At 29.1% G+C, this 26,547-nt stretch carries 20 protein-coding genes; 9 read left to right on the top strand and 11 right to left on the bottom strand.

Annotated elements, in window-relative coordinates:
* Together ABIN73_06415 and ABIN73_06410 are read right to left on the bottom strand one after the other, a co-directional pair.
* On the bottom strand, positions 1-1,032 hold a 1,032-nt coding region (locus tag ABIN73_06415; GenBank protein MEO0269356.1), incomplete at its 3' end, for an insulinase family protein.
* Position 1,033: 1 nt separating this feature from the next.
* Entirely contained in the window at positions 1,034-2,314 is a 1,281-nt protein-coding gene (locus ABIN73_06410) for a pitrilysin family protein (protein ID MEO0269355.1), read from the bottom strand.
* A 112-nt stretch (positions 2,315-2,426) separates the two neighbouring features.
* Between ABIN73_06410 and ABIN73_06405 the strand changes: the two genes are divergently transcribed.
* The 3 genes from ABIN73_06405 (at position 2,427) to ABIN73_06395 (ending at position 10,253) form a co-directional block, all read left to right on the top strand.
* The gene (locus ABIN73_06405) at positions 2,427-5,012 is read left to right on the top strand and encodes a S8 family serine peptidase (protein MEO0269354.1); all 2,586 of its coding nucleotides are present in this window, start codon (positions 2,427-2,429) and stop codon (positions 5,010-5,012) included.
* 74 nt (positions 5,013-5,086) lie between these two features.
* Positions 5,087-7,639 carry a S8 family peptidase gene (locus ABIN73_06400; GenBank protein MEO0269353.1) on the top strand — a complete coding sequence of 851 codons (2,553 nt, stop codon included), beginning with the start codon at positions 5,087-5,089 and terminating at the stop codon, positions 7,637-7,639.
* A gap of 10 nt (positions 7,640-7,649) precedes the next feature.
* Positions 7,650-10,253: a hypothetical protein gene (locus ABIN73_06395; protein MEO0269352.1), complete on the top strand. Its 2,604-nt coding sequence runs from the start codon at positions 7,650-7,652 to the stop codon at positions 10,251-10,253.
* Positions 10,254-10,442: 189 nt separating this feature from the next.
* On the opposite strand, the gene ABIN73_06390 is transcribed toward ABIN73_06395, so the two are convergent.
* Positions 10,443-10,718, bottom strand: a complete 276-nt coding sequence (locus tag ABIN73_06390; protein ID MEO0269351.1) for a hypothetical protein — start codon at positions 10,716-10,718, stop codon at positions 10,443-10,445.
* Between the two features lie 118 nt (positions 10,719-10,836).
* Here ABIN73_06390 and ABIN73_06385 point away from each other — a divergent pair, with 118 nt between their 5' ends.
* From ABIN73_06385 to rpe, 3 genes are read left to right on the top strand one after another with little or no spacing between them, the layout of a single operon-like run.
* Entirely contained in the window at positions 10,837-11,805 is a 969-nt protein-coding gene (locus ABIN73_06385; GenBank protein MEO0269350.1) for a D-alanine--D-alanine ligase, read from the top strand.
* Positions 11,806-11,813: 8 nt separating this feature from the next.
* Positions 11,814-13,199, top strand: coding sequence for an SLC13 family permease (locus tag ABIN73_06380; protein MEO0269349.1), 1,386 nt, complete (start codon positions 11,814-11,816; stop codon positions 13,197-13,199).
* Complete coding sequence (rpe, locus tag ABIN73_06375; protein ID MEO0269348.1) at positions 13,196-13,846, top strand: ribulose-phosphate 3-epimerase; 651 nt, start codon at positions 13,196-13,198, stop codon at positions 13,844-13,846. Before ABIN73_06380 ends, rpe begins: the two co-directional genes overlap by 4 nt.
* 404 nt (positions 13,847-14,250) lie before the next feature.
* Here the strand turns inward: rpe and ABIN73_06370 are convergent, their stop codons facing one another.
* From ABIN73_06370 to ABIN73_06360, 3 genes are all read right to left on the bottom strand, one after another.
* Positions 14,251-14,997, bottom strand: coding sequence for a DUF3782 domain-containing protein (locus tag ABIN73_06370; protein ID MEO0269347.1), 747 nt, complete (start codon positions 14,995-14,997; stop codon positions 14,251-14,253).
* Between the two features lie 171 nt (positions 14,998-15,168).
* Positions 15,169-15,558: a VOC family protein gene (locus tag ABIN73_06365; protein ID MEO0269346.1), complete on the bottom strand. Its 390-nt coding sequence runs from the start codon at positions 15,556-15,558 to the stop codon at positions 15,169-15,171.
* On the bottom strand, positions 15,558-16,028 hold the full coding sequence (locus ABIN73_06360; GenBank protein MEO0269345.1) for a hypothetical protein: 471 nt from the start codon (positions 16,026-16,028) through the stop codon (positions 15,558-15,560). Before ABIN73_06360 ends, ABIN73_06365 begins: the two co-directional genes overlap by 1 nt.
* A 60-nt stretch (positions 16,029-16,088) precedes the next feature.
* On the opposite strand from ABIN73_06360, the gene ABIN73_06355 reads away from it, so the two are divergent.
* From ABIN73_06355 to ABIN73_06345, 3 genes are read left to right on the top strand one after another with little or no spacing between them, the layout of a single operon-like run.
* Positions 16,089-17,333 carry a cysteine desulfurase gene (locus ABIN73_06355; protein ID MEO0269344.1) on the top strand — a complete coding sequence of 415 codons (1,245 nt, stop codon included), beginning with the start codon at positions 16,089-16,091 and terminating at the stop codon, positions 17,331-17,333.
* Positions 17,330-17,995 carry a zf-TFIIB domain-containing protein gene (locus ABIN73_06350; protein MEO0269343.1) on the top strand — a complete coding sequence of 222 codons (666 nt, stop codon included), beginning with the start codon at positions 17,330-17,332 and terminating at the stop codon, positions 17,993-17,995. Before ABIN73_06355 ends, ABIN73_06350 begins: the two co-directional genes overlap by 4 nt.
* The gene (locus ABIN73_06345; protein ID MEO0269342.1) at positions 17,979-19,475 is read left to right on the top strand and encodes an FAD-binding oxidoreductase; all 1,497 of its coding nucleotides are present in this window, start codon (positions 17,979-17,981) and stop codon (positions 19,473-19,475) included. Before ABIN73_06350 ends, ABIN73_06345 begins: the two co-directional genes overlap by 17 nt.
* Here ABIN73_06345 and ABIN73_06340 read toward each other — a convergent pair.
* From ABIN73_06340 to ndk, 5 genes are read right to left on the bottom strand one after another with little or no spacing between them, the layout of a single operon-like run.
* The gene (locus ABIN73_06340; protein ID MEO0269341.1) at positions 19,472-21,130 is read right to left on the bottom strand and encodes a long-chain fatty acid--CoA ligase; all 1,659 of its coding nucleotides are present in this window, start codon (positions 21,128-21,130) and stop codon (positions 19,472-19,474) included. The genes ABIN73_06345 and ABIN73_06340 overlap by 4 nt on opposite strands.
* A 23-nt stretch (positions 21,131-21,153) precedes the next feature.
* Positions 21,154-24,141, bottom strand: coding sequence for a hypothetical protein (locus tag ABIN73_06335; protein ID MEO0269340.1), 2,988 nt, complete (start codon positions 24,139-24,141; stop codon positions 21,154-21,156).
* The gene (locus tag ABIN73_06330; GenBank protein MEO0269339.1) at positions 24,123-24,764 is read right to left on the bottom strand and encodes a hypothetical protein; all 642 of its coding nucleotides are present in this window, start codon (positions 24,762-24,764) and stop codon (positions 24,123-24,125) included. Before ABIN73_06330 ends, ABIN73_06335 begins: the two co-directional genes overlap by 19 nt.
* Positions 24,761-26,086, bottom strand: coding sequence for an NFACT RNA binding domain-containing protein (locus tag ABIN73_06325; GenBank protein MEO0269338.1), 1,326 nt, complete (start codon positions 26,084-26,086; stop codon positions 24,761-24,763). Before ABIN73_06325 ends, ABIN73_06330 begins: the two co-directional genes overlap by 4 nt.
* A complete protein-coding gene (gene ndk / locus ABIN73_06320; GenBank protein ID MEO0269337.1) occupies positions 26,086-26,481 on the bottom strand; it encodes a nucleoside-diphosphate kinase in 396 nt (131 codons plus the stop codon). Before ndk ends, ABIN73_06325 begins: the two co-directional genes overlap by 1 nt.
* Positions 26,482-26,547 lie beyond the last annotated feature (66 nt).

Genomic DNA, 26,547 nt, shown 5'->3' with positions numbered 1-26,547 from the left:
AGACTCTTTAATTTCCTTTTCTTTAACACCTTTTTCCTTTATTTCATTAACTTCTTTCATCATCAATTTCCAGGCTGAATCAGGGAAAGAGGAAGAAACATAAAAGTAACCATAATTCTTTTTTTTCATTGAAGCACCAGCCCATACTGCATAGGAAATACCTGCTTTTGTTCTCACCTTTTCTTCAAATCTCTGGGATAAAATTTCTGATAAGGCTAAAATTGCAGGGTAATCTCTATCTTTTATATCAGGAACAGGAAATTTTGTTGCTATATAACTTGTCTCGTAATCATCTTTTTTGATATAAAAAAATGTATCTTTTTTAGAAAAATCAGGAATTTCGGGGGTTATATTTTCTCTTTTTTCAATTTTTCCAAATAATTCATCAAAGAGATTTAAAATTTCTTCTTTTTCGAGAGGTCCAACAAAACCTAAAACAATACCTCCTGAGTAAAAATTATTTTCAAGAAAATTTCTTATATCCTCTATTTTAAAGTTCTTAAGAGTTTCTATTTTCCCTTCAGGTTCTATTTTATAAGGATGATTTTTATAAAAAACTTCATTTAGCAAAATAAATAATTTCTGGTCTGGTTCCTCTTCTTTTCTTTTTGCTCTGAGAATTAAGTTATTTCTAACAACTTCAATCCTTTGAGGATTTAATTCAGGTTCATTCAGAATTTTAAATAAAATTTCAATTACCTTTTTATAATTTTTTGAAGGGGATTTTAAAATTAAAGCAGAATAATCATGGTCAGCAATAACTCTTTTGAGAATCCCTTCCTTAACAAAAATTTTTTGAAGCTCCGGGAACGGATATTCCCTTGTTCCTTCAAGAAGGGAGTTTAAAGCAAAAAACTCTATTCCATCCATTCCTTCTTTATACTTAGCTACACCTCCCTTAAATAAAACACCTGCACTTATTACATCAATCCCTTCAACTTTCCGATATATAAGGGGGATTCCATTTTTTAAAAATAAAACCTCTGAAAATAAAAGATTAAAAAGAATAAAACTTACTATTAATTTTTTCATTTTACTCCTCCTCAGGTTCAATTATTCCCATAACAAAATTTTTATTTTTTATGTATTTATTAAAGAAATTTTTAATATCTTCCTTATTTATTTTTTTGATTTCATTAACGTAATTTACAAAGTAATCAAGGTCCGCGGTTGTAACCCAGAAAGCAAGTTCATGGGCAAATACTTCAGGATTTTCTGTTTTCAGAGAAAATTCATTTTCAATTGATATTTTAGCATCTTCAATTATTTCCTCAGGAAACCATTTTCCATCATCAATAGAATTTAAAAGTTCATCAATCTTTTTCTTTACTTCCTCAATTTTTTCCCTTTCAAGTTCAAAAGAAAGGTAAATTTCACCTGTTGAAGGTTTTGTGTAATAGGAAAGAGAAGCACTACCTGTAAGTCCTGTATTAACAAACTCTTTCTGAAAGGGTGAATAGGGTAAAGAAAAAATTCTCGTTACAAGGTCTCCTATATATGTATCCTTTCTTTCATAAAGAGTTCCGGGTCCTCTAAATATTATTTCAATTCTTGCAGACCTAACTTGGGGTGATTTGATACTTAAAAATTTTTTTGTTTTCAATTCAGGTAATTTTTCAGGTTTCTGATAAAAGACCTTTTTATTCCATCTTTCAAAAATCTTTCTTACAACTTTTTCTGTTTCTTTAAAATCAATATCTCCTGATATTATAAGAAAACAGTTTTCAGGACCATAAAATTTATCATACTGATTAAGCATTATTTTTTTATCTGCCTTTAAAATGTTATATTTTGGTCCGAGAAGGTCTGTTTTATAATATAGTTCTTCATAAAATAACCTTGAAATATCCATATAGAAATTTTCTAAAGGGTCAGAATAGTCCCTATTATATTCATCAAGAACAACCATTCTTTCCTTTTCCAATTCCTTTTCATCAAAAAGTATCCCTGTGATAGCATTATAGGAGAATTCAAGGACTTCTTTTAAATTTTCCTTTGTGGATGTATAGTAATAAATCACATAGCTCATAGATGTAGCACCATTATATAAAATTCCCAGTTCCCTTATTTTTTCCATAAATTCTTCCTGGGTCTTATATTTTTTATTACCCTTAAAGAACATATGTTCAACAAGATGAAAGAGACCAGCATCATGAGGAGACTGGTATTCTCCTCCTGCTCTGAAAGCAAGAAGAAGAGTTACAATTGGTGAGATTTCATTTTTAACAAGATATACATTAAGTTTATTTTTTAACACAAAACTATTTATAGGTGGGTTAAAACTTCCAAAAAATAAAAAGATTAATATTTTCATGTGTTAATTTTAAATAAAAATTTATTAAATTTACTACTTGATTTTAGAAAAATTTAATTTTTAAAATTATATTATAGAGGTTCGAATCCTTATAAAAAAAAATTTTAAAAGTATGAGTTTAAAGATAGTTTTAGTTATTTTATTTTTGATTATAAACTTAAATGCAAATGAAAGCTTTTCTTCTGAGGATTTTAGGATAAATATTGGAAAATACAACTTTGACCCATTAAAAGAAGACCCTCTACCACATTTTCTAAAAATTGATGAAAAGGAAACTGAATATTTTATTATTCAATTCAAAGGTCCTATAAAAAGAGAATGGATTGAATTTCTAAAAAGTGAAGAAGTTTTAATTTATGACTATATTCCCAATTATGCTTACATTGTAAAAATAAAAGAAAAAATTAAGGATATATTCTTAAATAAAATAAAAGAAAATGAAAATGTTAGATCCATTTTACCTTTTCATCCTGGCTTTAAGATTTTAAAATTTTCAGAAGGTAATTTTGAAAGGGATATAAATCTTTTGCTTTTTGAAGATAGTGATCCTGATTATGTTGAAAAAATTGTTTCTTCCCTTTCCTTTAAAGTAATTGGTAAATCTTATGAATACACAAAAAAGGTAATAATAAGAGCCTCTCCTTCAGAAGTAGATAAACTCGCCTTTATCCCTGACATTCAGTTTATTGAAGAAAGACCAAAGAATAAACCTTTAAATGAAGTAATAAGATGGGCATTACAGACTGCTAATACAAATGATACCTTTATATGGAGTAAAGGTATAAGAGGGGAAAACCAGATAATAGGTTATATGGATACAGGTCTTGACTTTTATGATTGTTATTTCTGGGATCCTCAGGGAGATCCACCTGGGAATAATCACAGAAAGGTTTTAGCCTATGAAAATTATGGTGCAGGTGATAATCAGCCAAACGGTGGTGCTGACCATGGAACACATGTTGGAGGAACCCTTGCAGGTAAAATTGATCCAAGTGATAATACTCAGGATGCGAGTGACAAAGATTATAACGGTATTGCAAAAAATGCAAGACTTGTTATACAGGATGTGTATGATGGAACATATTTTGATTATGGAACAAATCTTACAAATCCTTTAAATAGTGCGAGAAATCGTGGAGTAAGAATTCACTCTAACTCCTGGGGAGAATGTGGAGACCCAAATTGCAATACACCAAATAATGCTTATTCAAGTGCAGCACGGGAAGTAGATCAATTTATGTGGAATAATAGAGACTTTTTACTTGTATTTGCAGCAGGAAATGAAGGTCCTCAAAATAATACAGTTACCGCACCTTCTGTTGCAAAAAACTGTCTAAGTGTAGGAGCTTTACAGCATAATAATATAAATAATATTGCTAACTATTCAAGCAGAGGATGGGCTTTTGACGGTAGAATAAAACCGGATGTATGTGGAATTGGGGGAAGAGGGGCAGGAACTGATTATGTGCATTCTGCCTGGAATGATTGGCCAAATTATCCTCCCCATTCTTACTGTGACCAGATAGGAATGGCTGGAACTTCTATGGCAACCCCTTCTGTTGCAGGAGCTCTTTCTTTAATAAGGCAATACTTTACTGAAGGATGGTATCCATCAGGAGCAAAAAATCCATCTGATGCATTCATTCCATCAGGAGTCCTTTTAAAAGCGATGGCAATATCCTCAACAAATTTTTTAGCAACAAATGTTTATGACCAAAATTTTGGATGGGGGAGAGTTAATGTAAGAAACACCCTATATTTTTCTGGTGATGTAAAAGATTTAAGAATTGCTGAAAATGTAATAACAGGAACAGGTGATTCCTTGAGGTATTTTGTATCAGTTCTTTCAAACAGTGTCCCATTAAAAATAGTTCTTGTATGGTTTGATGCTCCTGCAGCTGTTAATGCAAATCCTGCTATTGTGAATAATCTTGATCTTAAAGTAATTGACCCAAATTTAAATTTATATAGAGGAAATGTTTTTTTAGGTGGCCAGAGTGCAACCGGTGGAAGTTTTGATAACAGAAATACAGTTGAACTTGTCTATAGAACAACTCCTACACCCGGAACTTATTATATTGACATTATAGGAAGAAATATTCCAGCACCGGGCGCAAATGGTGTTCCTTTTGCTCTTGTTATCACAGGAGACCTTGGGAGCCAGATGGGAGAAGAAGAAAGTTACTTTGTAGCAATTCCCTTCAAGGATAGAATTCATTTAAAAGCTTTAGGAATTTTTAAAAATGGAACCTCTATACTTAAAAAAGATGGGAAAATCATATATACTGAAATATCTTTGAAAGAAGAATTTGAGTATATAGATAGAGATATTAAAAATAATAAGGAATATATATATGAACTCATTTCAATTGCTTCAGATGGAAGAAAAAAATATATGGGACCCATTAAAGTAAGATTTATTGGATTTGATTTTGGACTTGAAATTAAAAATAAAGTTTTATCAAAAAACAAAAATTTAAAATTTATTCTTTTTAATCCAGAGAAAGGAAAGATTGACCTTATACTTGTTAATACAGCTGGAAGAGAACATATAATTTTTACTGATAGATTGATGGAAAGAGGGATATTCTCTTTTGAAATTCCACTTAAAAATTACAATATAACTTCAGGGACTTACTTTTTAGTTTTGAAAAATAAAGGGAAAGAAATTAAAAATAAATTAATAATATTAGAATAGAAAAAGGATTCTACAAGGGTTTGACAATTATAAAAATTTATGTTATAATGGGGGGATTAAAAGGAGGTTAATATATGATTGAACTATTACTTATTGGCTTTTTAGGCATTGGTAAAGAAATAAAGGGGCAGGTAATAATATGGCTAAAGCCGGAAGCAAGAAATCTTATAGTTTATAACAAGGAAAAAATTGAAACAGGGATTCCTGATGTTGATCTTATTTTAAAAAAATTTTCTGTTTATGAAGTAGATAGATTAACAAAAGGAGTAATTCCTAAGGAAGCCAAACAATTTGATCTTGATCTCATTTTCCTTATTAAATTTCCTGAGGAAATAGAAAATAAAAAATTAATAGAAAATCTTAAAGGTCTTGAAATTGTTAAAGATGCCTTTTCCAATATAGCTTATCCTGTTGATGTAATTCCCAATGACCCTTATTTCAGTCAAATGTGGAATCTTACGAAAATGCAGGTCCCTGAGGCATGGGATATAGAAAGGGGTGATTCCTCAGTTGTAGTTGGTGCTGCTGATACAGGTCTATGGTGGGAACATGTGGATATAAGGGATAACTTATGGGTTAATCCTGGTGAAGATTTAAACGGAAATGGTAAATTTGATTATCCCCAGGATTTAAATGGTATTGATGATGATGGTAACGGATATGTGGATGATCTTATAGGATGGAATTTTACATGGGGGACATGGAACCCTTCTCCTCAGCCGAGTGTAGGATGGGATCATGGAACACATGTTACAGGAACAATGGCAGCAATTACAGATAATGGAATTGGTATTTCAGGTATAGGGTGGAAAATAAAGGCTGTAGGAATGAACTGTCAGTTAATTTATAATGATACTTCTTATATAAATTTTTACGGGACTGTTGAAGCCCACTATTATGCAGCAAATATGGGATTAAAGGTAATAAACAATTCCTGGGGTGGTTATGGTTGGTCTTCTTCTCAAAGAAATATGATGCAGGCTGCAATTGACTATGCAAGATTAAAAGGGGTAACTGTTCTTGCAGCAGCCGGGAATGAGAACACAAGTTCTTATCTTTATCCAGCAAGTTTAAGAGGTGTTATTTCTGTTGCTGCTTCTAATCAATTAGATAAAAAAGCCTTCTTTTCTAACTATGGTGATTCAGTTGATGTTACAGCACCAGGGGTTGATATATGGAGCACTATTCCCAACAATGGATACGATTCCTGGATGGGGACAAGTATGGCTTGTCCAAATGCAGCCGGAGTATGTGCTCTTATAATTTCTCATTTCCCAAATTTAACACCAAAACAGGTTGAAGAGTATCTGGAAGGTGGAGCAGAAAATATTGATACTTTAAATCCTGGGTATGAAGGTAAACTTGGAGCAGGGAGAGTAAATGCTTATAGGTCTTTGCTTTATCCTTTTACTTCAGGTGCTAAAATAATCGATTTCCAGATTGTAGAAATAAATGGAGATAATGACAGGTTTTATGAAGGTGGAGAACTGATTGGAATTTTAATCACTGTTCTGAATAAAGGTCCACAACCCGTTAATCACCTCAGAGTTACATTAAAACCTTCTTTTGGATACAGTATTGTTGATAGTATTGTTGAATATAATCAAGTTATTCCTAAAGGTGTCTCTGTCAACATTACCTCTGATACCTTTAAAATTTTACTAAATAATTTAAATGCGAGGGATACACTTTTATTTGAAATTAATGCATCTCCTCAAACTTTTTATCCTACGAACAAATTTACTTTCTTTATAGGTATCCCTGATATTCTTGTTTATTATACGGACAATACAAATAAATTTTATACCTATTACGAGAAAGCAATTTTAAAAATGAATGAGATTTATGGACTTAATATCACTTACGATATCTGGAAATCAAGTGTAAGAGGAATTCCCACTCTTTCCACTTCAATGCCGCCAATTGTTATATGGGCTACTGGGAATGACAGTTTAAATGTTCTAAGTTCCTCTGAAATTGACACAATGATAAATTACCTCACCTTAGGAGGAAAACTTGTTTTTACCTCCCAGTTTGCTGCTGAAAATATAAATACACCCCTTGATACCCTTTTCTTTAGGGACTATCTTGGAGTTGATAAGTTTTATGTTCCTCTTGGATCAGGAAAAAATTATGCAAAAGGTCTATCAGGTGATCCTCTCACCAGTGGATGGTTTTTATATCTTGGAAGCTCAAGTGGGGCTGATAATAATATCTCACCTGATGAAATTTTAAATGATACATTAAATGGAACAATCTGTTTAAAATATGGAACAACTGGTCAATATAGGGGAGCAGGAGTAAGAACCTCAAATACAGTATTTTTTGCTTTTCCTCTTGAATCAGTTCCACTTACAGGTACAGGTACACTTACCCTTTTGCACAAGGTAATATACGATATATTGAGATATTTCGGTATAGTGGAAGTGAAGGAGGATATCACGGAATTTAAACGAAAAGAAAAAGTTAAATTTTCTTTTATAACCACTTCTAATAGAATAAATGAACTTTTTAAGTCTTATTCAAAGTATTCTGTAACAGGTCAAAAAGTTTTAAATCCTAAAAGAAAGGGAATTTATCTTTTAAAGAAAGAAAACAAAAATGTTAAGGTTTTAATAATAAAATAAGGAGGTTAATATGAGGAAATTTTTAATTTTATTTATTTTTCTCTCCTTTTTAAATGGGGGCGAAATACTTCTCATTGACCATGATGGAGGAGGAACTCTTGATAACGGAACTCCTTATGAACAGATTATTGTTAATTCCTTTTCCAACCTTGGTTACATTTATAAAATTTGGGATTATTCATTAAAGGGAATACCACCTCTTGATACCCTTTTGAGTTACAAAGTTGTTGTCTGGGATAACCCTGCTTGGACTTCAGGTCCCTTTTCAGCCTCAGATACACAGGTTATGTATCAATATTTAAACCAGGGGGGTAAACTTTTCCTTTTAGGACCTGATGTTCTATACAATTTTGAGTTGGGTCTTGGCTGGGGTACCTGGCCAAAATTTGTTGGTGTCCAAGCATATGAGGAAACAGACCTTGCAAATGTTAGTGCAAGTGGTATTTCTTCTGCACCTTATTTTAGTGGTTTTTACTTTTCCTTTGACAATTTCTCAAACAATTCTAATGCTAATGGGTTCCAGGATCTTATTACCTTAACACAGGGAGCTATGAGGATTTTAATTGCTAACAAACATCCGAGCTCTATTCCTGATTCCTGTATAATGCTTTATAGAAAGTTCCCTTTAGTTAATGATACTGGTCGCCTTGTTTTCTTTTCTGCTTCTTTTGAAGACATTTCTTCTTCTTTTAAGAGAGATACCTTTATATCAAAAGTTATTGAGGGGCTTCTAAAATATCAAAAACCTCTTCTCCCCAATTTAGCAATTGATACCCTTTATCCCTATGAAATTGCCTTTGATAGCATATATCCAGTAAAAAATCCCTATGTTTTATATAATTATAGCATTGAAGTAAAAAATTTAGGTGCGGTTAATTCTTCTCTTACACCCTGTATTCTTGAAATAAAGGAGAAAAATACATCAATAGTTCTTGTTTCTGATACTGAGTATGTAATTCCTCTTATGCCTTTTGAGAAAACAGTTATTACTTTTAATAAACCAGTTTATTATAATGTTCCGAAGAAATACATTTTTAAAGTTGAACTTTTACCTTCTTCTGATGCTAACTATTCAGATAACATTTTTATTGATACATTCAAAACCCTCTATGTTCCCTTATGGGATGATTTTGAAAATTCTCAAAGGACACTTTCCAATTTTGAACCAGGTTTTGAAAGAACTTCTGAAACCTCTTATAGAGGAAACTATTCCTTCTGTGAAAAGGCATTTCAGAATTATCCCAATATGGCTCGTATTTATTCAAAAACAAAACCCATCGACTTAAGAGGTTTAGAAACAGTAAAACTCACTTTTTACACGATGTATCAGATAGAGACTGGTTTTGATTACTGTTATATTGATATATCCCGTGATGGTATTCATTTCAACAATATAGCAAAATATACTGGTTATCAGGGAACATGGACAAGTCAAACTCTTGACATATCAGGGCTTGCAGGGGAAGATTCCGCTTATATAAGATTAAGATTTGAATCAGACCCGGGTCTAAATATGTTTGGTATTTTCTTTGATAATTTAATGGTTGTCGGTGAAACAAAAGATAAAGGAAAACCTTTTATAATATATAATAAACCTCCTGATACTTCAAGTTTTTATTTTCCAAAGGTATTAAAAGCAAGGATAATTGATCCTACTCCTGTTACTGAAGCATATCTTAAATATTTTGAAGAAACTTCAAACATTGATACTTTTACAATCCCCTTTGATAGCACAAGGGGAGAATTTTTCTATTTTACCCTCCCCTATTTAGGTGCTGGTAAAAGAATATATTACTTTTTTGAAGCAAAAGATGCCTTTTCTAATATTGGTAAAAGTTCAATTTATGAAAAAACCCTTGGAAAACTCCTCTATAATCATAATGAAATAACAAATCCGAACATTGTTTTGTTACCAAACTCTTACAGAGTTGCAACTGGTTTTACAGTGCCTTATGATTCTATAAAACTTAAAGGAGTTTTATATTTAACTTACAGTGATGATGGAACACCCATTGATTCCCTTTTTGTTCAAATTTTTAATTCCTCTGGTAGTATGCCTAATATAAATCCTATCCTTTCCTTTAAAGATTATCCTGAGAATAATCCTCAGAGAAGATATTCTCTCAATTTTGCTCCTTTACCTTCTCCAATAAAATTCTTATCAGGTGAAATGTTTTTTGTGGGTCTTGAAATAATTAATATAAATGGATATCCAGCAATATGCTGGGAAGATTATTCACCTTCTTCCAATCGTAGTTTTATTTATGATGGAACATCCTGGCAACCTCTTTTGGATATATACAGCAACCATCCTGCAGACCCTATAATTATGGCTGTTTGTGAAATTTATAACAGTGGTTTAACAGACCTGAAAGAAAAATTAATTAAAGAAGGAGATATAAGGATTTTTTACTCGAAGGGAAAACCCTTCCTTTACTATAAAGGCTTAGATAAACCCTTTGAAATAAAGGTTTTTGATATACAGGGAAGAAATATTAAATCTTTTAAAATAAAAGGCGAGGGGAAAACAGAATTAAAACTCAAAAAGAGTGGAATATATCTCATAAACACCAGAATAAAAGAAGGAGGAAAAAAGATTATTTATATCAAATAGTATAGAGCACATAACATTTTAGATTGGTAAAGTTCCATTAGGATTCCTTGAAGATTTTTTACTTAGATATACTGGAGTCTATCTAAAAAATTTGAAAATATAAAATTCTTTAAAACCGTCTTTGAGCCTCTAAATCTTTAAAAGATAAACTTTTTAGATTTTCTTCTTAACTCCTCAAAAACTTCTTTTTTATTTTAAATGTCTTATAAGCTCTATTACTTCCCTATGCCTTTCCTCTGCATTCTTTTCCAAAACTTTCAAAGTCTCATCCATTTTGTAAAGCATCTCACTTATTTTCTCTAACATTTCTGTCTGCTTGTTTAATATTTCAGTATGTTTATTTAAAATTTCGTTCTGTTTATTTAGCATCTCCTTTTGTTTACTTATCATTTCTTTCATCCATCTACCATTAATCCATGCAAAATAAGTTAAAACTCCTGCAAGTAATGTAGAACTTCTTACCAAATATTTCCATATTGAAATTAAAAGGGTAAAATGTGTTAAATCACAATACCTTTAAAATAACTTAATTTTTAAAGGAATTTTTGACTATTGATTAGGTTATTTTTTATCATTACAATTTATGAAATTTAATAAGGAAGAAATATTAAAAAAATTTAAAGATAAAATTATACTTGTTATCTGTGGCGGAACCTCTGGTGAAAAAGAGGTTTCCATAAGATCCGGAAGAAAAGTATTTGAAGCTCTTAAATACTGGAATTTAAATGTTAAAATTCTTGAAATTAAAAATGATTTTGTTAAAGAAATACTTGAAAGTAAACCCTTTGATGTTATATTTAATATTCTGCATGGAAAACCAGGAGAAGATGGAACTGTTCAAGGTTTTCTCGACCTGCTTGGTATTCCCTATACAGGAAGTGGTGTCCTTGGTTCCGCCCTTGGTATGAATAAAATTGTCTCAAAAAAAATATTCATTAGTGAAGGAATCCCTACACCACCCTTTGTAACAATATACCACTATGAAAATTTTGAAGAAAAATTAAAAGAAGCAGAAGAGAAATTCGGATACCCTATGATGTTTAAACCAAAAGATGAGGGTTCAAGTCTTGGTGTTTCAATCTGTAAAAGTAGAGAAGATGTGATAAGAAATTTTGAGGAAAATAAAAATAAATTTAAAGATTTTTTCCTTGAAAAATATATTAAAGGAAAAATAATAACAACTGGAATTCTTGGAACAGGCAAAAAGGCTTTCCCATTACCTATCCTTGAATTAAGACCTTTAAAAAGAGAATTCTATGACTATACAGCAAAATATACAAAAGGAGAAACAGAATTTATTTTACCAGCAGAACTTTCTCCTGAATTGACTCAAGAAATTCAGAAGATATCCCTTAAAGCACACCTCGCACTTGAATGTAGGGGTTTTTCAAGAGTCGATGGAGTTGTATCTGAAGATGGAAAACCCTATATACTTGAGGTGAATACTTTGCCAGGTATGACAGATTTATCCGATTTACCAGCTGAAGCAAAAGCCTATGGACTGAGATATGAAGAACTTGTTTTATTTATTTTAAATACAATTTATGATTGAATTGAATTTTGATTAGAAAAACAAATAGAAAGCCGTATCTAAAACTTTTTATTCTATTTTTGATTTTGTTTATTCCCTTACTTTTTCCATTTAAGTTTAATAAAATTTTTTCGATTACCCTTTTAATGGCCTACTCATGGATATTTGAAATTGTCCCGATAGAAATAACGGGGCTCTTTCCGCTTTTTCTTTTTCCTCTTTTTGGTATTTTGAGTGTTAAAGATACTGCTCTATCCTATGGAAACCACCTAATTTTCTTATTCCTTGGATCTTTTTTCATAGCGAAAGCAATTGAAGTGTCAGGACTTGCTAAAAAAATTTCTATGTTTTTTATATCAATTTTTCCTAAAAGCCCATTTTTTTTCTTAGCTGGTATTTCCCTTGCCACTTTTTTAATTTCAGGATGGATATCAAATACTGCTGCCACAATCATTTCATATACCATTGCTATCTCCCTTTTAAAAGGTATAAAGTTAAAGGAAAATTCAAATTTTAAAAAAATTCTATTAATTTCAACAGCCTATTCCTCATCAATAGGGGGAATTTTAACACCTGTAGGTACACCCCCTAATATTATTTATCTTGGAATAGTGGAGAAAATTTTTGGAAAGGAATATGTTTTTTCTTTTATTGAATGGATAAGATATGCTGCTCCCCTTGCAATAATAATTTTTATTTTTATGTTGCTTTTTTTTAAATTTTTCTTTATAAAAGGAGAAAGTTTTGAAATAAAAATTGAAGAGGAAAAGTTAAAATTAACAGAATATGAAAAGAGAGTTTTTTTAATTTTCATTTTAACAATAATTTTATGGTTTATAAGACCCTTTTTTTCTAAATTTTCCTATCTTAAATATATAGAGGATTCAAGTATTGCAATTTTTTGCTCTTCTTTACTTTTTTTCATTAAAAGAGGAAAAGGAGGGAAAGAAACCCTTTTAAATTCAAAGGAAGCAAAAGAAATCCCCTGGGGAATTTTATATGTTTTTGGAGGTGGTCTTGCCCTTGCTGATGCATACGAAAAAACAGGTTTTACAGCTTTTATTGGTAATTACATAAAAAATATATCTTCAATATTTTCCCCCTTTTTATTTCTTTTAATCCTTGTTACTTTTCTTGTTTTTTTTACAGAAGTTACATCAAACACTGCCTCTGCTTCCCTTCTATTACCCATAATTGGAGAATTTTCAAAGGCTTTAAATCTATCTCCATATTTTCTGATGCTTCCCTCAACACTCTGTATTTCTTTCGCTTTTATGCTTCCCTCAGGAACTCCACCGAATGCAATAATTTTAAGCACTGGTGATGTTAAGGTTAAGGATTTAGCAAAAATTGGATTTTTTATGAATATTCTCACTATAATAATTGTTACAATTTATTTTTACTTTATGCGATGAAAATAAAAATTGCACCTTCCATAATTGCGGGAGATTTTTCAGATTTAAAAAAAACAATAAGAAAAATTGAAAAATCAGGTTCGGATTTAATCCATGTTGATGTAATGGATGGAGTATATGTTCCTAATATTACTTTCGGTCCAATGATAGTTGAAGCAATCAGAAAATTAACAAATTTACCCCTTGATATTCACCTTATGATTATTGACCCTTTAAGGTATATAAGAAGGTTTAAAAACTCCATACCTCATCTTATTTCCTTTCATGTAGAGGCGACAGATAAAGTTAAAGAAACAATTGAGGAAATACATCATTTTACAAGGGCAGGAATTGCAATAAACCCTGAAACACCTATCGAAAGAATTTTACCTTACTTAAAAGATGTTGAAAGAGTTCTTGTTATGACAGTAAATCCTGGATTTTCAGGTCAAAAGTTTATTGAAAGTGCATCTTTTAAAATAAGGGAATTAAAGGAAATAAAAGAAAAAGATAATTTAAAATTTGAAATAGCAGTTGATGGTGGGTTGAATAAGGAAAATATTTTTTATGTAATTAATCTTGGAGCTGATGTTTTATGTATTGGTTCCTTCTTTTTTAAAGAAAAAAAAATTAAGAATTTTATTAAAAAAATAAAAAAAATTAATTAATAGATTATTATCATTTTATTTGTTATTGTGCAATCATTTGTTTCAAGGCGTAAGAAATAAATACCTTCGGGAATCTTTTTATCTCTATCATTTTTTCTATCCCATTTAATTTCATAAATACCAGCATTTTGTCTTCCATTTATAAATGTCTTTAAACACTCTCCTTTAATATCATAAAGTTTAAGTATAACATTAGAGGGTTAAGGAAGATAGTATTTAATTTTTGTGAAAGAATTGAATGGATTTGAGCTTATCTCAAAGAAAATAAATTTATCTTTTGAAATTATTCTGTGGAATTAAACCTTTTAGAATTTAATGTTATCACATAAAAAATTTTTCCTCCTTCTTTTATTATTAGAAATCCTTTTTGGTCTCCCCTCATTATCTTCCTCCAACATTAATTTTTAATCTCTTCTATAAAACTTTATTCCAAAAACTTTACACTTTTCCTTTGCCTCTTCCCTTATATAAGGAGAAACTATGAAAAGTTCGGGTTTTACCCCTGTTTTCTTCTCGTAAAACTCCCCGATCCTCTTAAACTTCAAAACATCACCATCCGATACACTACTTTTTATCTCTATCAAATAATGCTTATCATCCTTTATAACAAGATCAACCTCAATTGTTGATGGATAACCAAAAACCATCCCCTCTTTATCATAATCTTCCCATTTCTTAACATCATAAAAACCAAGCTCCTTTAAAATATCCTCCATACTCTCTCTGAAAGCCTCCTCCGCAAAAATACCCCACCTTGCACCTAATGCTGTTATAGCATCTCTTAAAATCTTAAAACCATCTACCATTTCCTTCCTTAAAGACTTTAGCTCCTCCCTTTGAACTATTAATTCCTCTTTTAAAGACTTTAATTCCTCCCTTTGAACTATTAATTCCTCCTTTAGAGCCTTTAGTTCTTCCCTTTGAACTATTAATTCCTCTTTTAAAGATTTTAATTCCTCCCTTTGAACTATTAATTCTCCCCTTTGAGCTTTTAATTCATTAAGTATCTCTTTTATCTCCTCCCTTGTTACTGCCCTTTTATCCATTATCTCCTCTATTTTTAATCTTAAAAAGGGTGATTTCTCAATAATCTCCGGAAGTCTTTTTTCAATTATTTTTACAATATCCTCTTCTGTTAAAATTTTCTTCATAATAAATTGTAAACTAAAAAAATTAAAAAATCAACAAAATAAGGAATAAAGGCAAATTATTCTTACTATTCTATGATAATTAAAACATAATTTCCTTTCCCCCAAAAATCACCTTTATCTTAAATTTAACTCATTTTCTTAATTTTCCTCTTCCAAAATCTTTTAAACTTTTTATTCCTTTTCAACCAATTCAATTAAAACCCTTCCTGTATCCTTTGGATCAAGAAAAATTACACTTTTACTTTTAATACCTTCTCTTGGACCTTCAACTATTTTAAATCCCTTTACCTCTAAATCTTTAACAATACTTTCAACATTATCAACCTCAAATGCTATATGATGAATTCCATCTCCCCTTTTTTCAAGAAATTTTTTAACCTTATCTTCACCTTCCATAGGTGATATAACTTCAAACATTAAGTTCTGTAAGTAAAATATTGCTATCTTCAATTTTCTTTCCTCAAAAAAATGAATTTCAGGCTCAAGGGAAAAAAACTTCTTAAAAATTTCTACACCTTTTTCAAAATCACTAACCGCAACAGAAATATGGTTAACCTTCATTAAAATTCAAAATTAAAATCCTTATCAATTCTACCTGTAAACTGCCACCTTCCTTTTGTTTTTGAAAAATCAGGGACATCATAAATTGCCTCAAAATAAATAGTGGCACCACTTTTATCAAATAGACTTGTCCCCCCCTTAAATCTATAACCGAGAGAATTATCAGAATAGGAATCATAGGAATAAAAGTGGTAAGCAAGTCCAAGTCCTAAATAAGGTGAAAAATATTTTCTCTTATAAATAAAATTAAATGTCAAAGGAAAAGCAAATTCCTTATAGGAACTTTTCATAATATATTCACCATTTCCTTCAATAAAAAAATAGGAAACAGGATAATAACCAAGAGATATCCCAATTAATGGATAGGCCTCACCATTTTCATAAACTATGGAGGACTTTATTCCGAATTTTAAATTTGCCTTTGAAAATAAAAAAGTTTGAAAAAGAATAAAAAATATAAATTTCTTCATAATTAAGAGTATAATATAATTTTATTAGCAGGTTCAAATCCTTTAAATTAAAAAAATTTTATGAAAACAAAAGAGAATTTTTTAGATTTAAAAAAAATTAGAGAAGATTTCCCCTGTTTAAAAAGAAAAATAAGGGGAAAAGACCTTATATATTTTGATAATGCTGCAACAACACAGAAACCCAAAAGGGTTATTGATACAATTTTAGAATTTTATGAAAATTACAATGCTAATGTTCACAGGGGGGTTCATACTTTAAGTTATGAAGCATCCTTGAAATATGAAGATGCCCACAGGGAGGTTGCTGAATTTATAGGTGCAAATTCAATGGAAGAGATTATCTTTACAAGAAACGCAACTGAAGCCCTTAACCTTTGCGCCTATTCAATAGGAATACATCAACTTGAAGAGGGTGATGAAGTTATCACAACCTTAATGGAACACCATTCAAACATAGTCCCTTGGCAGATGCTAAGGAAAGTAAAAAAAATAAAACTAAATTATGTAAATGTTCTTCCAGATGGGACCCTTGACCTTGAACATCTTAAAAAACTCTTAAATAAGAAGACAAAGATAGTAACCTTTACACTTGCTTCAAATTTCCTTGGAACAATTAATCCGGCAGAAGAAATTATTAAAATTATACGAGAAAATAGTGATGCAATAGTAGTTTGCGATGGTGCCCAAGCTGTTCCACATACAAAAATAAATGTGAAAGAACTTGATTTTGATTTTCTTGCTGTAAGTGGACATAAAATGCTTGGACCAACAGGAATTGGATTTTTATACGGAAAGAAAAAATTACTTTCTAAAATGGAACCCTTTTTATACGGCGGTGATATGATTTTTGAAGTAACAACTGAAGGTGCCACATGGAATGAGCTGCCCTGGAAATATGAGGCAGGAACACCAAATATAGCAGGTGGAATAGGACTTTCTGCTGCTATCTCATACCTTAAAGAAATAGGAATGGAAAATATAGAAAAACATGAAAATGAATTAACAGAATACGCCCTCTCAAAAATGAAAGAAATTGAAGGAGTTGAAATTTATGGACATAAGGGACAAAAAACCCTGGGAATCATTTCCTTTAACATAAAAGGAATTCACCCACACGATATAGCAGGAATATGCGATGAGGAGGGAATTGCTATAAGAAGTGGACATCACTGCACACAACCCCTAATGAGACATTTTAAAATTGAAAACTCAGCAAGGGTAAGTTTCTATTTATATAACACAAAAGAAGAAGTCGATAAATTTGTTTCTGTTCTTGAGGAGATTAAGAGATACTTTTTTAAATGATTTGTCCTCTATGTAATATAAATTTAGAGGAAAGAAAATTTAAAAATATTTACGGTCAAATTGAAACTTCATATCAATGCTTCCAGTGCGGGGGGATTTTTTTCTCTGACCTTTCCGGTTTAAGAATAAAAGAAAAAGAAGCAGAAAAACTTGAGGAAATTAATTTACCCCTTTTAAAGACAAAATTCCCTTTAGATATAAATAAAAACTTTAAGTGCCCTCAATGTAATAAAAAAATGGGAAAATATTTAAATCCAAAATATAGGGATTTACTTATCCTTTTCTGTGAAAACTGTAAAGGAATGTTTTTCAATCACGGTGAACTATTAAAATTCATAAGAAAAAAAGAGGAAGAAATTTTAAAATTAAAAATAAAAAAAGAAGAAAACTTAAAAGAAAAAGAACTATTGAGAAAAATTTATGAAACACAAGGTAAAGAGGCTCTTATCAAATTAATGAAGGTTATTTATCCTGATGATAAAGAATTAAAAGAAAAAATTAAAAGGGAATATGAAGAAGAATTAGCATATCTTTTTATTCAGGAATTCTCAGGATTTTTAATTCCCTTTTCAAAATTTCCAGTAAATTTAATAATAAATATTCTTTTAACCCTTTTGCCCTTCCTAAAAGATACTCTCAAAAAGAATGAAGAAACTTTTTAAGGAATTAAAGAAAAAATTTCCTGAGGAATTTTTTATTGAGGAAGAAGTCCTCTATGCATACTCCTTTGACACATCTTTTTTTTATTCATTACCAAAGGCAGTTTTTATTCCAAAAGAAAAAAATAAACTTATTGATATTGTATCTTTACTCCTTGAAAATAAAATTCCTGTAACACCAAGGGGAAAAGCAACTGGAAGAAGCGGTGGGTGTGTCCCTCACCCTGAAAGTGTTGTTGTTAGCACTGAAAGACTAAAGAATAAAATTGAATTCTTCATAGAGGATGAAATACTTTATTTAGAACCTGGTTTTACAATTGATGAGATAAATGAATTTTTAAAAAATTATGGATACTTTTATCCAGTTGACCCCGCTTCAAGTGATATAGCAAGTATAGGAGGAACTGTTGCAACAAATGCAGGAGGACCAAGAGCCTTAAGATACGGAGTAACTATAAACTATGTAAATGGACTTTCTATTTTACTTTCCGATGGAACAGTTTTAAATACAAGGGGACTTTTAAAAAAAAATAAACTCTTCTATCCTATTGAAAAAATCTTTGTAGGTTCAGAAGGAACATTAGGGCTTATAACAGAAATATATTTAAAAGTTATAAGAACCCCTGAGTATAAAAGGAGTATTTTAATTGAATCAGAAAAAAAAGAAATTCTTGAAATTTCAAAAGAATTGATAAAAAAGGAAAATATAACCCTGTGCGAAATTATGGAATGGGAAAATAAATTTTTATTATGGACTGAACTAACAGGTAAAAAGGAAGATGTTTTAAGTGAAATTGAAAAATTAAAAAAATTTGTTAAAGGTAATTTAATTTTACCTTTTAATGAAGAAGAGGAAGAGAAAATTTTATCTCTAAGGAGAAAATACTCAAATTTAATGTGGACTTTAAAGGGAGGGAAAAAGTCCATAGATGTTACAGTTCCTGTTTCAAAAATAGATTCTCTTATTCTTTTCTATGAAAAAATTGAAAATAAATATAAAATTAAAATAATTCCTTACGGTCACTTTGGGGACGGAAATATTCATACAAGTATCATATTTGAAAAAAGAGAGAAGGAAAAAGCAGAAAAAATTAAAAGAGAAATATGTGAATTTGTCCTTGATATAGGAGGAACTGTAACAGGGGAGCATGGTTTTGGAATAAAATACATTGAATATACAAAGAGATTTAGAGAATATGAGATAATGAAGAAAATTAAAAAAGCCCTTGACCCTTATGATCTTTTTAACCCATCAAAAATTGAAGGTGAATTTAATTTAAATAAATATGATCCTGGGGAAAATAAAAAAATGTGTATTCTATGTTCCCTATGTAATCTCTATTCAGATAATTATAAAAAATTTTTAAGAGAAGACAAGGGAACAAGGGGTGAAATATTCTTGGGTAAAATAAAAGGGAATTTAAAAATAAGCAAAGAAAATAAAAATTCCCTTAAATATTGTCCCCTTGGATTTGAAATTTAACTTTTTTCCTTTAAAACCCTTCTTAAAGTTTTACCAACTGCTGTTCTTGGAATTTCCCTAACGAATTCAACTTCAACAGGAACTTCGTATTTAGCTAAATTCTTTCTTGAAAATTCAATCACCTCTTCCTTTGTAAGGGTTTCACCTTCCTTTGGGACTATAAATACCTTTACAGCCTCTCCTGTTCTTTCATAGGGAATACCAACACAGGCAACATCTTTAATTTTTGGATGGCTTAAAAGGGCCTCCTCAACATTCCTGGGATAAACATTAAATCCACTCACAATTATTAAATCCTTTTTCCTATCAAGAATATAAAAATACCCTTCCTCATCCATCTTTGCTATATCTCCTGTAAATAACCATCCATCCCTTATAACCTTTTTAGTCTCTTCTTCACTTTTCCAATAACCTTTCATTACCTGTGGACCTTTAACGATTAATTCTCCTGGCTCACCAATAGGCATTTCTTTTTCACCTTTTTCAAGATCAACAATTTTTGCTAAAGTATTTGGAAAAGGAATACCTATACTTCCCCTTTTATTTTTACCATAAATGGGATTACAGTGGGTAACAGGAGAGGCTTCAGATAATCCATAACCCTCAACAAGTTTTGCACCTGTTAACTCTTCAAATTTATCCTTGACCTGAGGCGGTAAAGGTGCTGCTCCTGAAATACATGCTCTTATGGTACTTAATTTATATTTTTTAATATCCTTAAAGTTATTTATTGCCTGATACATCTGTGGAACACCAGGAAAAATTGTTACCTTATATTTTTCTATATTTTCAAGAATTTCCTTGGTATGAAATTTAGGAACAATTATTAAAGTTGAACCAGAAGCTATTGAAAAATTTAGAGCCACTGACATTCCATAAACATGGAAAAAGGGTAAAACACCCATAACAACTTCTTCACCTTTTCTTAAATCAGGAACCCATTCCATCGTTTGCAAAGTATTTGCAACAAGATTGTAATGGGTAAGCATTGCACCCTTTGGAATCCCTGTCGTTCCACCTGTATATTGAAGGGAAGCTATATCTTCTTCTGGGTCTATTTTTTCAAAATCTTCTATTTCCTTATAATTTTCAATTTCTCTAAAAAAGAAATATTTTCTATTTAAACCTTTCAACTTTTCATTTATTCCCTTCAAAATTTTTAAAAACTTAAAACCAATCCTTTTAACAAGTGGAAAATATTCATCAATCTGAGCAACAATTAAAAAATCAATATTTGAACTTTTAACGGAATTCAGAAATCTTGGCAGTAAAATATCAAGAATCACTAAAACCTTAGAACCTGAATTCTTTAAAAGAAGAGAAACTTCCCTATCAGAAAGTAAAGGATTTAACTGAACAACAATTCCTCCTGCCATCATAGTTCCATAATAGGAAATAATAAAATGGGGAGTATTAGGCAAAAGAAGAGCTACCCTATCTTTCTTTTTTATTCCATTTTCTTTCAAAAAAGAAGCAAACTTTTTACATTCTACAAGAAGTTCTTTGAATTTTGTTCTTTTATCAAAAAATATATAAGCATCCTTTTCAGGAAAATTTTTAACAGTTTCAAGAAGGAAGTGGAAAAGGGGAACCTTTGGTATTTCTATATCACTTTTTACACCCTTATCATAAAACTTTATCCATATTCTCTCCATTATTATATTATAAAAATAAAAAATTAAAAAAGCAACTTTGTTTCAAGATAAAAATTATAAAAAGACTTTGAAAAAGAACCCCTCCTTAAATCTGATTTCAAAATAATTATAGTATTACTTGTAATATTCCTTTCTACTTTAAAACTAAAATTATACCTCCAATTATCCCTTTCAAAACTGGAAGCAAAACTTCTTTCATAGGATTTTTTTATTATAAAATTAAAATCAAAAAAAATCTTTGTTTTAAATATAAAAATTGACGATAAATTAAAATTAAATTCCAAAAAAGGAATTCTTTCTATCTCAGATTCTGGTCTAAAATATTCAAGAATAATTAAACCTGGCGAAAGCTTTATTTTAGAATTAATATTACTTCCAGAAACGACAATAGAAAAAGGTAAAGCATAAGTTTTTTTACTATTAAAAATGAGAAGTTCTTCAAAAATATCCCTTTTAAAATTTATTGAAATTTCTAAAATTTTTTTAAAATAATTTTTTTTAATTCCAGTTAAAATTTCATAACTTTCATTTCTATTAAAACCTTCAAAAATTCTATTAAAGTCTCTTATATAAATAAAATTTATAAAAGGACTCAAAAAAATATTAAAATTTAAATTCTTTATAAGTGAAAAATAAGTTCTTGGTTCAAAACTCTTATCCCTTCTATATGAAACACTTGTTATATAAAAAAAATTCTCCCCATTAAAATTAAGAGAAAAATCATTTTCAGATTTCAAAATTCCTTCATTTAATGGAATATCTCTTATCTTTCTTATATAGGAACCATCTGGATCAGGATAAAAAGTATTACTGAGAGAATCATAACTATATGAACCTCTTCCCTCTGGAACTTTTACATATTCAATAACTCTCCTCAAACCATTCATCCTTATTAAATTTGAAATTAAGTTAATTGATAAATTGTTTTTAGGATAAAAATTTGCTTCTAAATAATAATTAAAATCCCTTTTTGAAATTATTGAATCTTTGAAGTTTATTAAACTTGAACTTAACTTTAAATTTAGTTTATCCAAATTGTAAAGGATTCTGAAATTATTTTTTAACTCCCTTAAACTTTTTTTCTTAAAGGAGATAATTTCATATAAAAAACTTTTATTTTTAAAATCTATTTTAAATCCGAAATTTTCATTTATTTTTTTAATTTTGAGAGTATCTATTTCATAAAAATAGTTATAAAAAGGTGATAGTATCCATTTTTTTTCAAAATATAAATTAAATCTTTTTAAATTATTTTTTTTATAACTAAAAAACTCTATATCAGTTTTATTTTTAAAAAAATAATTGAATTCGTATCCAAAAGAATTTTTATCTATAAAAAAATTTTCACCTTTTAAATTTGAATAAGCGTAATAGAGATTAAAATTTTCATTTAACTTTAAATAGGGTTTTATCCTTGTATCATAAAAATTCCCCTTTATATTTTTACCCCAGTAATAGAAATAATTTTCCTCAAAAATTCTAAAGGGTGATTTAAAATTTTTTTTACCTAAAAAATTAAAATCTATACCAAATTTACCTTTTTCAATATTAAATCTAAAATCTCCATAAAAACCTGATATATTCTTACGAATAAAGAGATTGGGGTTAAAAAGAGAAAAACCAAAAGTATTATCAATTTTTAAAAAATTATTTTCTGATTTTAAACTAAAAATTAAATTCTGATTCCTTTTTGGAGTAATACCCCATTTCCCCAGTTTATATGACCCTTTACCTTCACCCACATAAATAAAATAATTTTTCCCATCAACAAATTCGTAATCTCCCTTAAATGGACCAACAAAAACAAAATTTGGTAAAACATTACCTTTATTTTTTCCAACATAAATTAAAGTATCATTTTTCAAAATATAATCTCCTTTCCCTGAATCCACAAAGTTTATCCCATTTAAAAGAACCCAGGAAGAATCCTCTACATTTTTTAAAAGATCTTTATCTTCTTCTTTCAAAAGAAATTTAGGCATTGAAGCTATATCACTTTCATTTATGTACATAAAATTTAAATTCATTAATCCTAGATTTCTTTCATACTCTGACGAAAAAATATAATTGCTATAAGCATCTTCTACAATCTCAAAATCTACTCTTAACTTTGAATTAAGAGAATAACTTACATTTTGAGTCAAAGTGAGTGTTCCATTTGAATAATCAATGATATAATCAAATTCTCTTCCCCTTTTTAATAATCTTCCATCAAGATAAACTCTCTCAGAATTTGGAACAATTTTTTCCTTTAAAGGATCAATAAGTAAAAAGTTATTTAAATTACTTTTATCAAGTTCTATGTATAAAGTTTTAAATTTCCCCTTTGGATAACCTAAAACTGAATTAAAATTATTTTTTTTACTATAGAGATCAAATTCAAGACCAACAATTTCCCTTTCGAATCTTGGATAAAAATTTGATTTTCTAGTAAATTCACCAATTTTAGCCTTCAAATTTTCTCCCTCAAAATTAAAACTTGCTTCTTCAAGTTCAGTTAGATTCCTTGTAAAATTTTCCTCTTCAGGAAATGATTCATCACTTATTTTCCCTCTCACTCTATAACCCTTTGATAGTTCTCCATCAATTTCAAAATTTAACCTCTGATCTATCTTAAAACCATAAACTGAATAGGAAGCAGAAAGGGTTTTCTCTCCTTTTATTTCCACATTCATCTCCTCATCCATACTTTTCTTTTTTTCTTCATCATATTCTTCTTCCATTAAAAAACTTTTTATTTTTAAAACTGTTGTATCCTTTTTATAAAAAAAGGAGAGATATTCAACAAAAAAGGTGTCTTTTTCTGTAAGAGGCAAAAGAGGAAATAAAGTGTCGCTTTTTAATTTAAAAGGAATTTTAAAAGTATCCTTTAAAACTTTAACGGAATTTAAAAGGGGAGATTCAAGTATAATAATTGGTTTTTCAAAAGTTATTATTTCTCTCTTATATTCAAAATTATGGGAATTTAGTGTCATAAAAATAAACAAATTAATCAATTTTTTAAAAACCATTTGTTATCTTTATTAACTATCTCACCTTTATCTATTATAAACAAAAAATCATAATTTCCTTTATATTCTTTTTTTTCTTCTCTGAGCAGGGAAAAAAGAGTATCTCCACTATATACATAAAAGGAATTTTTATATTTGAAATAATTTTTATAATTTTTTTTGAATATCTTGGTTAGTTTCCCATTTTTATAAACTGAAATTCTGTCTTTAAAAACAAAAATAAAAAAGCTATCCTCTATACAAAAAAAATCAAGCAAATTTTTATCAATATCATAATAATAAACTGTGGAATCAAAGGGAGAAAACTTTATTTTTAAAATTTTCGATGTTCCACCTTTTGAAATAAAAAAATAAAAATTACCCCTATCTGTAACATCAAAGGATGAAGCATATAAAAGGGAATTAATTTTAAATTCTGATTTAAGAGTTCCATTATAGGGATTAATGGATGTAACCTTTCCATCCCTTGTTAAAAAATAGATGAATAAACCGTCAGTTTTAACATCTTTAAAATTAAAAGGTTTTTCAAAATTTAAAGTATCAGGGGGAAAAACTTTTATGTAATAATTCTTTAAATTAATAAAAATAAAAAGAGTAGAAGGGAAAAGCAAAAATTTTATCATACAAGTATAACCTTTTCTCTTTTTATTCTAACAAGCCCTTTTGCTCCTTTAACAGGTCTTACATATTTTCTTAAAGTATATAGAACAAAAATTTTTTCATCACCTTTTAGTTTACTATGTTTTTTTGCTATTTCAGCTGCAAATTTTATATCTTCTTCCTTTAATTCTTTATTTTTTTCATATTTCAAGATAACATGTGCTCCTCTTATATCCTTAACATGAAAAAAATAATCATCAGGTTTTGCAATTTTAAATGTAAGTTCATTTGCATATTCCTTATTTTTTGAAACTAAAACTTTAAAACCAGAAGGTGAAATATAAACTTTGTAAATTTGTTTTTCTTCCTTTTTAATTTCAATTTTTTCTTTAATTAAATTAGCTCTTTTAAGTTTCTTATATCTTTCAAAATATCTTTCTGCTGATTTCTGAGGTGTCTCAGAAAACTTTATTTCAACTTCAACTTCTCCTTTTTCAGGGTGATTTAGTTTAAATACCCCCTTTTTATCTAAAATCTGATTTAGATTAAGTAAAATTGCTTCACCTTTAATTTTATATATTTCAGGATCAACTTTTTCTTTTTTAAAAGTTTTTTCTTTTTTTTCTTTTACTTTTGTTTTTTCAATTTCTTCTTTTTCAAGATTTTTGTATATATAAAAAAGAGCTTCGCTTAATTTATTAAATTCAAGAAAATTCTCTTTTTTGATCAAATGCAACTTTTTCTCCTTATCGACATAAAATGGTCCTTTAAAATATTTATAAAGAATTTCTTTGAAATCAGAAAATTCCTTTTCTCTTTCTAAAACCTCATATAAAAAGGGTAAAAATTTTTGAGTGTATTCCTTTATCTTTTCTAAATTTTTTTCTTTAAAAATATTGATTTTATCAGGAAATTCCATTTTAAATTCTTTTAATCCTGAAAAGGAATATATAACTTTTTCATCTTTTAAAATAAAAAGATCTTTTTTTCTTCTCGTAAAATCAATTATTAATTTTCTTTTTTCAATTTCTCCAAGAGGGTTTTTTTTAACAAAATTTATTGCAAAAATTCTTTCTCCTTCTATTATTTCTGAATCTTTATAAACAAAATCCTTTAAATATGGAAGTTCTTTAAATTCTAAAAAGTTTTGATTTTCTGTAACTGGAGAAATATAAGGTAAAAAGTAATAAATCTGTGGCTCAAGTGATATTTCTAAAAGATTTTTATCATCAAAAACAACAAAAAATTTTTTATCACTAAATAAGAATTTTTTAACCTTCTTCCCTTTAAATATTTCATCTATTTCTTTTTTTAAAACTGGGAAAAAAAATTCAGAAAAATGCATCAAAAAAAGTGTTTTACTTCATACTCAAAACTTTCCTTTGAATCAGAAGCATGAACAGAATTTTCAGTTATACTTATCCCGAAAAGATACCTTATTGTCCCTGGTTTTGCTTTTTTTGGATCAGTTGCCCCAACAAGTTCTCTTAAAGTTTCAATTGCTTTTTCCCTTTCAAGTAAAATAGCAACAACATAGTCGGAAGTTATATAATCAATAAGATTTTCAAAAAAATCCTTTCCCTTATGAACTTTATAAAAACTTTCTGCCTTTTCCCTTGTTAATTTCTCCATTTTTATATTCAATACCTTAAATCCATTTTCCTCACACATTGAAATTATTTTACCAATCAAATTTCTTCTAACAGCATCTGGTTTTATTATTAAAAGGGTTTTTTCCATAATATTATTATAAAATAAAAAGGGGAGGCATTGAACCTCCCCTTAGAAATTAAAAGAATTAAATTT

The organism is candidate division WOR-3 bacterium (assembly GCA_039804025.1).
Taxonomy (GTDB): Bacteria; Hydrothermota; Hydrothermia; order Hydrothermales; family JAJRUZ01; genus JBCNVI01.
Note: the sequence above shows the minus strand (reverse complement) of the source record. Positions and strands in the feature narration are given on the sequence as shown.

Coding starts and splice junctions, on each gene's coding strand:
- ABIN73_06410 (MEO0269355.1), bottom strand. CDS start 2,314: ATGAAAATATTAATCTTTTTATTTTTTGGAAGTTTTAACCCACCTATA.
- ABIN73_06405 (MEO0269354.1), top strand. CDS start 2,427: ATGAGTTTAAAGATAGTTTTAGTTATTTTATTTTTGATTATAAACTTA.
- ABIN73_06400 (MEO0269353.1), top strand. CDS start 5,087: ATGATTGAACTATTACTTATTGGCTTTTTAGGCATTGGTAAAGAAATA.
- ABIN73_06395 (MEO0269352.1), top strand. CDS start 7,650: ATGAGGAAATTTTTAATTTTATTTATTTTTCTCTCCTTTTTAAATGGG.
- ABIN73_06385 (MEO0269350.1), top strand. CDS start 10,837: ATGAAATTTAATAAGGAAGAAATATTAAAAAAATTTAAAGATAAAATT.
- rpe (MEO0269348.1), top strand. CDS start 13,196: ATGAAAATAAAAATTGCACCTTCCATAATTGCGGGAGATTTTTCAGAT.
- ABIN73_06370 (MEO0269347.1), bottom strand. CDS start 14,997: ATGAAGAAAATTTTAACAGAAGAGGATATTGTAAAAATAATTGAAAAA.
- ABIN73_06365 (MEO0269346.1), bottom strand. CDS start 15,558: ATGAAGGTTAACCATATTTCTGTTGCGGTTAGTGATTTTGAAAAAGGT.
- ABIN73_06360 (MEO0269345.1), bottom strand. CDS start 16,028: ATGAAGAAATTTATATTTTTTATTCTTTTTCAAACTTTTTTATTTTCA.
- ABIN73_06355 (MEO0269344.1), top strand. CDS start 16,089: ATGAAAACAAAAGAGAATTTTTTAGATTTAAAAAAAATTAGAGAAGAT.
- ABIN73_06350 (MEO0269343.1), top strand. CDS start 17,330: ATGATTTGTCCTCTATGTAATATAAATTTAGAGGAAAGAAAATTTAAA.
- ABIN73_06345 (MEO0269342.1), top strand. CDS start 17,979: ATGAAGAAACTTTTTAAGGAATTAAAGAAAAAATTTCCTGAGGAATTT.
- ABIN73_06340 (MEO0269341.1), bottom strand. CDS start 21,130: ATGGAGAGAATATGGATAAAGTTTTATGATAAGGGTGTAAAAAGTGAT.
- ABIN73_06335 (MEO0269340.1), bottom strand. CDS start 24,141: ATGGTTTTTAAAAAATTGATTAATTTGTTTATTTTTATGACACTAAAT.
- ABIN73_06330 (MEO0269339.1), bottom strand. CDS start 24,764: ATGATAAAATTTTTGCTTTTCCCTTCTACTCTTTTTATTTTTATTAAT.
- ABIN73_06325 (MEO0269338.1), bottom strand. CDS start 26,086: ATGCATTTTTCTGAATTTTTTTTCCCAGTTTTAAAAAAAGAAATAGAT.
- ndk (MEO0269337.1), bottom strand. CDS start 26,481: ATGGAAAAAACCCTTTTAATAATAAAACCAGATGCTGTTAGAAGAAAT.